Below are 11,841 nucleotides of genomic sequence, written 5' to 3' on the forward strand. Positions count from 1 at the left end.
GAAGCGGGAGGGTGAAGGGCTGTCGCCGCGACGACGACGGCCGGACTCCGTGGATCGCTGGTAGGCGCTGTGCTCGAGTGTGCTGAACATCTGTCGACGCGCGGGCGCGTCGTCATTGCCGGAGCGCCGGAAGGCTTCGATGCGCTGTTGCTTGGCGATGCTGCAAAGGCGCTCCCCGGCGGCCTCCTCGTGGTCTGCCGCGACGATGCGCGCCTGGCCCGCGCCGCCGAGGCGCTGGCGTTCTTCGCGCCGGAGGTGGAGGTCCTGTCCTTCCCGGCTTGGGACTGCCTGCCATACGACCGGGTGTCGCCGCGCGCAGACATCGTCAGCCGCCGCATCGACACCCTGACCCGCCTCTGCGAGGCGTCCGCAGGCAAGCAGGCGTCGCCGCGCATCGTCCTCACCACCGTCTCGGCGGCGTTGCAGCGGGTGGTTGCGCGCGCAGCGTTCGCGGGAGCAACGCTGGTCGCCGCCGCCGGGGAACGCCTGAAGCCCGAGGACCTGATCGCCTTTCTCGAGCGCCAGGGCTACGCCCGCGCCGAAACGGTTATGGAGCCGGGCGAATATGCGGTGCGCGGCGGCATCGTCGATCTGTTTCCGCCGGGGCGCGACGAGCCGCTGCGCTTCGACTTCTTCGGCGACGAGTTGGAAGTGATCCGCAGCTTCGATGCGGGCAGCCAGCGCAGCACAGGCGACGTCGAGATCTTCGAGCTCAAGCCGGTCAGCGAGGTGTCGTTATCGCCGGAGGCGATTACCCGCTTTCGCTCCGCCTACCGCGAACTGTTCGGCACCGTCCGCGACGACGACCCGCTTTACGAAGCCGTCTCGGCGGGGCGACGGCATGTGGGCATGGAGCACTGGCTGCCGCTCTACCACGACCGGCTGGAGACGCTGTTCGACTATCTGCCGGACGCGGCGGTGGTCCTTGACCACCAGGCCGACCAGGCGCTGGGGGCGCGGCTCGATCTGATCGGGGAGTATTACGAGGCGCGGCGCACCATCACCGGGGCCGGACTGGCGGCCAGCGCGCTGCCCTATCGCCCGGTCCCGCCGGGTATGCTGTTTCTTGACGGGGAAGGTTGGCGCGATCTGCTCGCCGAACGGCCGGTTGGATTGCTGTCGCCGTTTGCCGTTCCTGATGACGCGCCGGCGGCGGTGGATGCCGGCGGCCGTCCCGGTCTCGACTTTACGCAGGCGCGCCAGCGGGAAGGCGTCAACGTGTTCGACGTGGTCGGCGAACGCATTCGCGACCACCGGCGCCGCGCCCGCCGCGTGGTCATCGCCGCCGTCTCGGCGGGCTCGCGCACCCGCCTCCAGCACATCCTGGCCGAGCACGGCCTCGACGCCGTCGTGCCGGTGGACTCCTGGGCCGAGGCCGGGCGCCTGCCGGAGCGCGCGGTGGCGATCGCGGTGCTCGATCTCGAACGCGGCTGCAGTGCGCCGCGGCTGGCGCTGATCACCGAGCAGGACATTCTCGGCGACCGCCTGACGCGGCGGTCGGGGCGGCGCCTCAGGCCGGAGAACTTCATCACCGAGGCGTCGTCGCTCACTCCGGGCGATCTGGTGGTGCACGTCGATCACGGCATCGGCAAGTATGACGGCCTCGAAGCCATCACCGCCGGCGGCGCGCCCCATGACTGCCTCAGGATCGTCTATGCCGGCGGCGACAAGCTCTACATCCCGGTCGAAAACATCGAGATGGTCAGTCGCTTCGGCTCCGAGAGCGCCGGGGTGCAGCTCGACCGTCTCGGCGGCGCTTCCTGGCAGGCGCGGAAGGCGCGGCTCAAGCAGCGCATTCGCGACATGGCGGACGAGTTGATCAAGATCGCGGCTGCCCGCACCCTCAAACCGGCGCCGGTAGTGACGGCGCCGGAGGGGCTCTATGACGAGTTCTGCGCCCGGTTCCCGTTCGTGGAAACCGAGGACCAGGCCCGCGCCATCGGCGAAGTCCTTGAAGACCTGATGGCGGGGCGGCCAGCCGACCGCCTGATCTGCGGCGACGTCGGGTTCGGCAAGACCGAGGTGGCGCTGCGCGCCGCGTTCGTGACGGCCATGGAAGGCCGACAGGTCGCCGTGGTGGTGCCGACGACGCTGCTCTGCCGCCAGCACTACCAGACGTTCGCCGCGCGCTTCGCGGGCTACCCGGTGCGCATCGCCCAGTTGTCGCGGCTGGTAGCGCCCAAGGACGCCGACGCGGTGCGCGCGGGGCTCGCCGACGGCAGCATCGACGTCATCGTCGGCACCCACGCGCTGCTCGCCGGGAGGATCCGGTTCCACGACCTGGGATTGCTGGTCATCGACGAGGAGCAGCACTTCGGCGTCGCCCACAAGGAAGCGCTGAAGAAGCTCAAGTCCGAGGTGCACGTGCTGACGCTCACCGCCACTCCCATCCCGCGCACCCTGCAGATGGCGCTGGCCGGGGTGCGCGAGTTGAGCCTGATCGCAACGCCGCCCATCGACCGCATCGCCGTCCGCACGTTCGTGCTGCCGTTCGATCCGGTGGTGATTCGCGAGGCGATACTCCGGGAGCGGTTGCGCGGCGGCCAGACCTTCTATGTCTGTCCTCGCATCGAGGATCTGGGCGAGGTGGGCAAGACCCTGAAGGCGCTGGTGCCGGAGATCAAGGTGGTGACGGCGCACGGCCGCCTGTCGCCTCGCGATCTGGAGGCGGCGGTCAGCGCCTTCTACGACGGATCCTATGACGTGTTGCTGTCCACGAACATCATCGAATCCGGCCTCGATCTTCCCGCCGTCAACACCATCATCATTCACCGCGCCGACATGTTCGGGCTGGCGCAGCTCTACCAGCTGCGGGGCCGGGTCGGACGTTCGAAGGTGCGCGCCTACGCCTACCTGACCCTGCCGGCGCGACGCAAGGTCACCCCCGCCGCGCAAAAGCGCCTGGAAGTGATGCAGGCTCTCGATTCGCTCGGCGCCGGGTTCGCGCTCGCCAGCCACGACCTGGACATCCGCGGCGCCGGCAACCTGCTCGGCGACGAGCAGTCCGGCCACATCCGCGAGGTCGGCATCGAGCTCTACCAGCAGATGCTGGAGGAGGCGGTCGCCGAGGCCCGCGGGGGCGACGGGGCAGTGGCGGCAGAGGACTGGAGCCCGCAGATCGCGGTCGGCATCGGCGTGCTGCTGCCGGACACTTACGTGCCGGACCTCGGCGTCCGCCTCGGTCTCTACCGGCGGCTCGGCGAGATCAAGACGGCTGAGGAGATCGAGGCGTTCGCCGCCGAGCTCATCGACCGCTTCGGGCCGCTGCCGCCCGAGGTGGAGAACCTCATGCAGGTGGTCGGGGTCAAGCAGCTCTGCCGCGGCGCCGGCGTCGAGCGGGTCGAAGCCGGGCCGAAGGGCGCCGTAGTGACGTTCCGTGGCAACGACTTCGCCAATCCCGCCGGCTTGGTCACGTTCATCAACCGCCAGGCCGGGACCGCCAAGCTGCGCCCCGACCACAGGCTCGTCTACCGTCGTGCGTGGGAGCTTCCTGCCGACCGTCTCGCCGGCGTCCGCCGCCTGGTCGGCGACCTGGCCGCCATCGCAGGCAAGGGCTGAAACGGTTTCTCTACTAGTAGAATGTGCGAGCGGCGGCGTCGAAGGTGGCGGTGACGTCGAGCATTCGCGCCAGCACCTGCGGTTCCTGGGCGCCGGAGATGGCGAGCGCACCGTTGAAGACGAACGACGGCACGCCGTTGATGCCGAGCCGCCGCGCCCGCGCGTGCTCCCGCTGCACCTCTGCGATATCCTCGCTGCTCATCAGGTACCTGCCGACCACCTCGGGGTCGAGGCCGACTTGTTCGGCGATGGCCACCAGGACGTCGAGGTCGCCGATATCGAGTCCTTCAACGAAGTGGCCGCAGAACAACGCTTCGACCATCTCGTCGCCGCAGCCGTGTTCATCGGCGAGACGTACCAGGCGGTGGGCGTGCACCGAATTGGCGCGGGCGCCGATGCGGTCGAGGGCGAACGGGATGGCGGCGCCGCGGCCGGCGCCGACCAGCGCCTCCTGGGCCCGCCGCACCCGCCGCTCGGGGCCGCCGATCCCGACCAGGTCGGCCATCCGCGTCGGTCCCGTGTCCATCGGTTCCGGGTAGAGTAGAAACGGCCACCAGCGGATGCGCCACGGCAGGAACGGCCGCATCGCCAGCGCCTGCTCGAGCCGCCGCTTGCCCACATAGCACCACGGACAGGCCGGATCGAAAATCACCTCGATGACAATGTCGCCGCCCACATCCCGTTCCCGCTGTCGCTCCACTACCCTCACAACGTGCTGATATGGGGCGTAAAGCTGGAACGACACGGATAATCCGGCATCGAAGCACCTGAAAGCACCCGACAAAGATCTACTAGTAGAGATATGGCATCGGACGGGATTGAGCCACGGTGTCAGCGGCCGCGGCGGGTGGTTCCGGCGTGAGGCGGCGCCAGACTTCACGGATGTCCGCCGGAAGGCGCTGGAACAGGGCGAGGCCGAGGGGGCGGTAGAGGCGGACGGTCGAGAGCATGGAGACCTGCTGCAGCGCATCCTCCGGTACCTCGATGCGGACCAGATGGTCGCGGCTGATCTGCGCGAAGCGCGGCTGGAATTCGTCCGGCAGGCGATCGGCCACCGCCGTCATCGCGGCGATGCGGCCCATGTAGAAGCGGTTGTTGGGGAACCGCACGATAATTTGGTCGCCATCGCCGTAGCGGACCAGCGAGCGATTGTCGAGGTAGGCGAGGATGAAGCGGTCCTCACCGTAGATGTCGAGGATGGTCTCGCCTTCGGTAACCACGCCGCCTTCGCTGACGGCGAGGTTGGCGACCACGCCATCGTGTGCGGCGAACACACGGCCGTCATCGTACGCCGTCAGTACGTCGTTGTAGTGGGCCTGCGCCTGCTCCAGCCCCGCCGTCAACAGCGGGATCTCCTCCGCCAACTGATCGCGCGACGCCTCGAACGACAGCAGTTTTCGCTGCGCCTCGAAATAGCGGTGGACCAGGTCGCTGAGGCCGCTGTTGACGATGAGGCCCTGGCCGCGGGCGGCGGTAGAGCGTTTCTCCAGATCCTGGCTGAAGTCGACCTCGCGCTCCGACGCAGCGATCGACGCCTCGAGACGGGCCTCCTGGATGCGCGCTTCGCTCAGGTTCTTTTGCAGATCGCCGATCCGCGCCGACATCTCCAGGGCGCGGCCGTTGAACCCGATCGAATCGTAGCGGAGCAGCAGGTCGCCGCGATTGACGCGATCGCCGTTGGCGACGACCAACTCCTTGATCGTCGCCTCGAACTCGAGTGCAGCCGAGTGCTGGCGTGCGTAGACGAAGCCGTCGCCTTCGAGCATGTAGAAGTGGCCGAAGGCGCGATGCACCAAGAACAGGGCGATGGCGAGGATGGCGAATAAGTAGATGTACTTGCCGAGTCGCAATGGCTCGCGACGGGTGTCCTCGGTGATCCGATAGGGCAGGGGAACGCTCTTGATGACGGATTTCATCGAGCCTTCAGAACCTCTCCGCTTGGTTCCGCACCTTCGCAGGAACATAGACGTCTGTGTAGGAACCGCGGAAGATCAACTCGTTGACGACGGCGTAAAGTCGGACGAAACGCAAAAAGTAGACGTTCGCGAGCCCGTACAACGGTGCGCAGACGACGTATTTGAAGTCTTCCTTGGGGCGCGTCGACACCGACAACACGAGCAGGTATTTGACGATGGCGGCGATCGAATAAAACGCGGTGATGACCAGCATCAAGACCAGCGCGAAGGAACCGTAAAGATAAAACAGGTGCACCAGGTAAATCGTAAAAATGAACGGCACAACCCCCCGGAAATAGTAGATATCCCAAAAGCTGAGAGCGAGAGGGAGATCGAAGTTCGCGCGCATCGGGTTGATGACGTGATCCCGCGCCTTGCGAAACCGCAGCCGCACCATGGACCGGTTCCAGCGCAGGCGCTGACGCCCGAGGACGGGGAACGTCTCCGGCACATCCGTCATCGCCACCGCGAACGGGGCGAAGCGCGCCTTCCAGCCGGCGATGCGCAGCCGCGCCATGATGTCGCCGTCCTCGCCCGGCCCGAAATCCCAGCCGCCGATGCTTCTCACCGCGTCGGTGCGATAGACGCCGAACGCTCCGGATGCGACGAAGTAGAAGCCCAGCACGTCCTTGACGATGCGCCCGAGGGTGATGGTGAAGGCGTAGTTGACGTGCTGCACCCAGGTCGCCAGCGAGGCATCGAGGTTGCGGACCCGCAGCGTTCCGCCGACGGCGGCGACGGCGGGATCGATGAAGTACGAGGCTGCGACCGCCAGCGCGGTGCGGTCGAAGGTAGTGTCGGCGTCGGTGACGAGGAACAGGGGATAACGGGCGCGATCCAATGCCGCGTTGACGGCCGCCGACTTGCCGCCGCGCGAGCGCAGTCGGATGTGCTCGTCGATCAGGCCGCTGCGTTCGAGCGCCCGGAAGGTGTGTTCGGTTCCGTCGGTGGAACCGTCGTCGACGACGATGATCTGCAGCGGGCCAAGGCTTTGCTCGCGGAGCGACAGGACGGTCTGGCGGATGCCGGCGGCGTTGTTGTGACCGGCGACGACGACGCTGATGCCGCCGTCGTAGACGGCTCGGGTTCGCACCGGGTCCCGCCGGAACAGCACGAACCACGCCAGGATCACGCCGCCCAGGAAATAGCGCGGCAACTCGATGAATAGCGGCATCCAGAACACCCCGATCAAAGATGCGGCACTCTGGTTGGTGAGGAAATCGAGGGCGATGTCGAACATTCAGGGGAGCCCGATCAGGCCGCTCTGCACGCAATCGCTTATGCTCTGGAAGCGAAAACCGGCATCGTCGATGACCTCGCGGTCGAACACGTCGGCGAGCGCGCCGCGCAGCCGTTCCTCCACCTGACGTCCGCGCTCAACGTCTGCGCCCGGCAACAAAAGGATCAGCTTGCCGAGGTGGTAGGCGACGACGTCGGTGGAGCGCACCAGGCTCGCCAATTCGCTGCCGAAGCGGACGAAGAACTGGATTTCACGCCCGGCTCCCTGCGGCAAGTTCCTGACCCCGGTCAGATCGATGACGAGCGCCAGGGTGTGCAGCTTGTGGCGCTGCTCGATCGCATGCATCTTGTGGGCGAGGATGGAGAACAGCGGCAGCGACAGCAATGGCAAGCGCTCGCCGAGGATGGAGCCGATGGGGTCCGTCTGCGCCAAGCCGCTGAACAGCGCATGGGCGCCTTCCGGCGTCAGCACATAATCGAGGATGCGGAGCCGCGGGCTATCTTCGGCCGGGAAGCGGTGGTTGCAGGCGAGGCAACGGCCGAGAGCGGGGGCCTCCTGGGCGCGATGGCTGCACTCGGAGCATATGTGGACCTGCCCCGGCTTGTCGTAGTCCAGGCCGAAGTGGCGCAGCTCCTTGCGACACTTGGGGCAGGTGTAGACGCCGTGGGGCCCGATGAAGCGCCGCTCCTCCGCCTGAAAGGCGCAGGCGAAGTGGTGGACGAGCGGCTCATCGGTGAGATCGATGCCGCCGCACTGCGGGCAGCCGTCGCGAAGCAGCACGTTGATGCTGCCGCACGCCGGGCAGGGATGGGCGATATCCACCAGTTCCGACGACAGATAGCCGGCCCGCGTCAGTTCCGCCAGCAGCGTGACCGGATCCGGCAGTCTGGTCGCCGTTTCGGCGCCCAGCACCCGCGCCGCGTGGTAGGCGAAGCCGCGCCGCAGCTTCGGGGAGAATATTGGCGAGATGCGGTTCGAGCGGGTCCACGCGAACGCCAGCAGCGCGCTCGCCGCCTGGACCAGGAACTCCGGGCGAACCATGGCGCGCAGCTCGGCGTAGCGGCGGGCGATGGCGATAGCCGTGTTCAGCGTCGAAGCGAGGTTGTCCGGGGACAGATCGGTGCACGCCAACTCGTCCAGCGCGTCGGCGTCACCGACCACCACCACCGGCTTCAGCGGATCGCGCAGAACGTGGCGGCGCAATTCGCGGTCTGCGGTGGGGGACAGGATCGCGATGTCGGCTGCGTCCGGTGTTTCAGCGGCGAGCAGGCAGGAGGGCAGGATCAATTCGCCCGCCAGCGCCGGATCGACAAAGGTGTGAACGGTTTCGCGGCTCGCAGGCACTAGGAACGAGGCGCCGAACGCGGACAATTGTCTCTCTCCTGACCTGGTGTGGCGGCGCTCTGGACGACGGCGGCCGGACCCGCAGTGACATTCCTCGGAATGCGAGAGCAAGTTCATATTCCTGTTTATTTTAGTTGTAAAGCGCTCTTTACACCCGTTTGGGGGATGCTACACTGAGCGGAACATCGGCTCGAGCGAGAGGCGCAACCGCGCTTGGTTGTCGTTCCTCTGCGCCGTTGCACGAACAGATTGTTGTTTTCGGGTCTCGCGAACATTGCTATGCAGTCTCGGCCCGTTCCCATCCCGGATTCCCGCCGCCCATGGCCGACATCGAATTCCGCAGCCTCAACAAGACGTTCCCCGATGGCAACCGGACGATCAGGGATCTGTCGCTGCATGTGGAGGACGGCGAGTTCATGGTCGTCGTCGGCCCGTCGGGGTGCGGCAAATCGACGCTGCTGCGCATGCTGGCGGGCCTGGAGACGGTGACGTCGGGAGAAATTCGGATCGGCGGCAAGGTCGTCAACGACTGGCCGGCGCAGCGGCGCGATATCGCCATGGTATTCCAGGACTACGCCCTCTATCCGCACATGACGGTGCGGGACAACCTCGGCTTCCCGTTGCGGATGCAGGGCATCGGCAAGGCGGACATCGCGCGGCGGGTCGACGACACCGCCGAGTTGCTCGGCCTCGGGCAGTTGCTCGACCGCCGTCCGCGCCAGTTGTCCGGCGGCCAGCGCCAGCGGGTCGCCATGGGGCGGGCGGTTGTGCGCCAGCCCGGCGTGTTCCTGATGGATGAGCCGCTTTCCAACGTCGACGCCAAGCTTCGGGTGCAGATCCGCACCGAGATCGCGGCGCTCCAGCATCGCCTCAACACCACGACCATCTACGTCACCCACGACCAGGTGGAGGCGATGACCCTCGGCGACCGGGTGATGGTGCTGCGCGACGGCGTGGTGCAGCAGGTCGCGTCGCCGGCGGAGCTTTATGAGCGACCGGCCAACGCGTTCGTCGCCACCTTTCTCGGCAATCCGGGAATGAACATCGTCGCCGCCGCACTCGCCCGCGACCGGGCGACGGCGCATGTGTGCGGCCAACCGCTGGCGTTGGGCGGATTGCTGACCCCGGACCTCGCTTCCGAATGGGCGGCATCGGGATCGTCGTCGTTGTTGATCGGCATTCGGCCGGAGTCCTTGGTGCTGGCCGAGACCGCCGCGAGCGCCGACATGCTGCGCCTGCCGGTAACCGTCACCTCCGTGGAATCGCTGGGCCATGAACAACTCGTCTACGGCCGTCTGCCGCAGGCGGAAACGCCGGCGCTGCAGGCGCTCGACAGCGGCCTGACCGCGTTCGGCGCCACCCCCGGACACGTCGTGGCGCGCTTGCCGGCCGCCCCTTTGTGCGAAGCCGGCCGAGACATCCGCCTGGCGGTCGATCCCGCCCGAGTCCACGTGTTCGACGCCGATGGTACGTGTCGGGCGCACGGGCTCGGGGGGCAGGCGCACGCGGCAGCGGCGTCATGATGCGATCGGCGATCCTCGCTCGCGTGCTCCTGTTAATCGGGTTGGTCTCGTTGAGCGGCTGCGACGGCGGTGGCGAGCAGAAAACCACCCTGAGCTTCTGGGCGTTCGGCCAGGAGGGCGAGGCGGTTCAGGAGCTGGTCGCCGATTTCGAGCAGGAACACCCCGACATCCGGGTGCGCGTGCAGCAGATCCCGTGGAGCGCGGCGCACGAGAAGCTGCTGACCGCATTCGCCGGCGATTCCATGCCGGACCTGTTCCAGCTCGGCAACACCTGGCTGCCGGAGTTCGTCGCATTCGGCGCCGTCGCCGATCTCGGCCCACGGCTCCGCGACGCCGAGGACATTGGCGGCGATGCCTTCTTCGCCGGCGTCGCTGACACCAACGTCATCGACGGCGTCGTCTACGGCCTGCCGTGGTATGTCGACACCCGGCTCGTGTTCTATCGCAAGGACATCCTGCAACAGGCCGGCATAACAGAGTTTCCTGAAACCTGGACTGAATGGCGCGCGGCCATGGAGCGCATCAAGCGCCAGGTCGGCGACGACCGCTACGCCATCTTCCTGCCGATCGACGACTGGACCACGCCGGCGATCCTGGCTCTGCAACTGGGCGCGCCGCTGCTGGCGGACGACGGCCAGTTCGGTGCGTTCGACAGCCCGGCCATGCATCAGGCCATGCGCTTCTATCTCGATTTGTTCCGCGACGGCCTGGCGCCGTCGGCCGGCGGATCGCAAGTCGCCAATCTCTATCAGGAGTTCGGCAACGGCTATTTCGCGCAGTTCGTCAGCGGCCCGTGGAACATCGGCGAGTTAAAGGAGCGGTTGCCGGCGGAGGCGGCGCTCTGGTCAACGGCGCCGATGCCGAGACCCGATGGCGGCGACGGAAACGGCGCCGCGAGCGCGCCCGGCGTGTCGCTGGCGGGCGGCGCCAGCCTCGTCATCCACGCGCACTCGCCGCGCCAGGACGCCGCCTGGGCGCTGATCCGCTTCCTGAGCGGCGCCGAGCAGCAGGCGCGGTTTCATGACCTCACCGGCAACCTTCCGGCCCGCAAGGACGCTTGGCGCGCGACCGGCCTCGCCGACGATCCCCATGCCGCGGCGTTCTGGCGGCAACTGCAGCACATGGTGCCGACGCCGAAGATCCCGGAGTGGGAGCGTATCGCCCGCAACTTCGGACGCTACGTGGAGGACGTCATCCGCGGCGACAGAACGATCGATGACGCGCTCGCTACTCTTGATTCCGACGTCGATCGCATGCTGGAAAAGCGGCGCTGGATGCTGGCAAGGGACCAACAAGGCCCGGACCAACAGGGTCGGATCCGAGAAGGAACGAATCGATGACCGGCGGGGCGGCGCCGTGGCGCCAGGCCGGCGCGCTGTTCGTGTCGCCGGCGCTGTTGCTGATCCTTGTATTCTTCATCGTCCCTGTGTTCATCGCGCTATTGTTGAGTTTCTCTGACTTCGACATCTACGCGCTCGGCAATCTGGAGCATCTGCGCTTCATCGGCCTGAGGAACTACACCGATTTGTTCGGGAATCCGCTGTTCTGGACGGCCCTCTGGAACACGGTCTATTTCGTCGTGATCGGCGGCCCGTTATCGATGTTCGTGTCGCTCGGGGCGGCGCTGCTGATCAGCTCCAAACTGGTCCGCTTCAAGACCCTGTTCCGCACCGTGTTCTTTCTGCCGGTGGTAACGACCCTGGTGGCGGTGGCGGTGATGTGGCGCTACCTCTACCACCCGCGCTACGGCCTCCTGAACTACGCCCTGGACGGACTGGGGATCGAACCGATCGACTGGCTGGGAGACCCCTTTTGGGCTATGCCAGCGATCATCCTGATGGCTGCCTGGAAAAACTTCGGTTATAACATGATCATCTTCCTGGCCGGGCTGCAGAGCATCCCGGACTCGCTCTATGAGGCGGCGCGCATCGATGGAGCCAACCGCTGGCAGCAGTTCTGGCATGTCACCCTGCCGATGCTGGCCCCGACCTTCCTGTTCGTCGCCATCATCACCATGATCGGCTATTTTCAGTTGTTCGCCGAGCCCTACGTGATGACCCAGGGCGGCCCGTCCAACGCCACCTTGAGCGTCGTGCTGTTCATGTACGAGCAGGGGTTCCGGTGGTGGAACCTGGGCAGCGCCGCCGCCATCGCCTTCGTGCTGTTCGCCATCATCCTGGCGGTCACCCTGATCCAGCTTCGGCTGCAAGGGGCGCGCTGA

The 11,841-nt window shown here is 66.8% G+C and carries 8 protein-coding genes; 4 read left to right on the plus strand and 4 right to left on the minus strand.

What is annotated here, in order from left to right; all coding sequences use genetic code 11:
- Nucleotides 1-69: 69 nt before the first annotated feature.
- Nucleotides 70-3,558: a transcription-repair coupling factor gene (mfd, locus tag IPM60_07645; GenBank protein MBK8907768.1), complete on the plus strand. Its 3,489-nt coding sequence runs from the start codon at nucleotides 70-72 to the stop codon at nucleotides 3,556-3,558.
- 13 nt (nucleotides 3,559-3,571) lie between these two features.
- Here mfd and IPM60_07650 read toward each other — a convergent pair whose 3' ends face one another.
- From IPM60_07650 to IPM60_07665, 4 genes are read right to left on the minus strand one after another with little or no spacing between them, the layout of a single operon-like run.
- Complete coding sequence (locus IPM60_07650; protein ID MBK8907769.1) at nucleotides 3,572-4,303, minus strand: DsbA family oxidoreductase; 732 nt, start codon at nucleotides 4,301-4,303, stop codon at nucleotides 3,572-3,574.
- 46 nt (nucleotides 4,304-4,349) lie between these two features.
- Nucleotides 4,350-5,474: a hypothetical protein gene (locus tag IPM60_07655; GenBank protein MBK8907770.1), complete on the minus strand. Its 1,125-nt coding sequence runs from the start codon at nucleotides 5,472-5,474 to the stop codon at nucleotides 4,350-4,352.
- Between the two features lie 7 nt (nucleotides 5,475-5,481).
- Entirely contained in the window at nucleotides 5,482-6,753 is a 1,272-nt protein-coding gene (locus IPM60_07660) for a glycosyltransferase family 2 protein (protein ID MBK8907771.1), read from the minus strand.
- Nucleotides 6,754-8,124 carry a hypothetical protein gene (locus tag IPM60_07665; protein ID MBK8907772.1) on the minus strand — a complete coding sequence of 457 codons (1,371 nt, stop codon included), beginning with the start codon at nucleotides 8,122-8,124 and terminating at the stop codon, nucleotides 6,754-6,756.
- Nucleotides 8,125-8,417: 293 nt separating this feature from the next.
- Between IPM60_07665 and ugpC the strand changes: the two genes are divergently transcribed.
- The 3 genes from ugpC to IPM60_07680 are packed head-to-tail and all read left to right on the plus strand — an operon-like array spanning nucleotide 8,418 to nucleotide 11,841.
- Nucleotides 8,418-9,620 (plus strand): sn-glycerol-3-phosphate ABC transporter ATP-binding protein UgpC, encoded by a 1,203-nt coding sequence (gene ugpC, locus IPM60_07670; GenBank protein MBK8907773.1) that lies wholly within the window; start codon nucleotides 8,418-8,420, stop codon nucleotides 9,618-9,620.
- Nucleotides 9,620-10,960 (plus strand): sugar ABC transporter substrate-binding protein, encoded by a 1,341-nt coding sequence (locus tag IPM60_07675; protein ID MBK8907774.1) that lies wholly within the window; start codon nucleotides 9,620-9,622, stop codon nucleotides 10,958-10,960. Before ugpC ends, IPM60_07675 begins: the two co-directional genes overlap by 1 nt.
- Nucleotides 10,957-11,841: a sugar ABC transporter permease gene (locus IPM60_07680; GenBank protein ID MBK8907775.1), complete on the plus strand. Its 885-nt coding sequence runs from the start codon at nucleotides 10,957-10,959 to the stop codon at nucleotides 11,839-11,841. The genes IPM60_07675 and IPM60_07680 overlap by 4 nt, the downstream gene beginning before the upstream one ends.

The sequence above is a fragment of the Rhodospirillales bacterium genome (assembly GCA_016710335.1).
Classification (GTDB): domain Bacteria; phylum Pseudomonadota; class Alphaproteobacteria; order Rhodospirillales; family Defluviicoccaceae; genus JADJXQ01.

Excerpts from the sequence above, each read along its gene's own strand:
- IPM60_07660 (MBK8907771.1), bottom strand. The coding sequence starts at position 6,753 with ATGTTCGACATCGCCCTCGATTTCCTCACCAACCAGAGTGCCGCATCT.
- ugpC (MBK8907773.1), top strand. The coding sequence starts at position 8,418 with ATGGCCGACATCGAATTCCGCAGCCTCAACAAGACGTTCCCCGATGGC.
- IPM60_07680 (MBK8907775.1), top strand. The coding sequence starts at position 10,957 with ATGACCGGCGGGGCGGCGCCGTGGCGCCAGGCCGGCGCGCTGTTCGTG.
- IPM60_07655 (MBK8907770.1), bottom strand. The coding sequence starts at position 5,474 with ATGAAATCCGTCATCAAGAGCGTTCCCCTGCCCTATCGGATCACCGAG.
- IPM60_07675 (MBK8907774.1), top strand. The coding sequence starts at position 9,620 with ATGCGATCGGCGATCCTCGCTCGCGTGCTCCTGTTAATCGGGTTGGTC.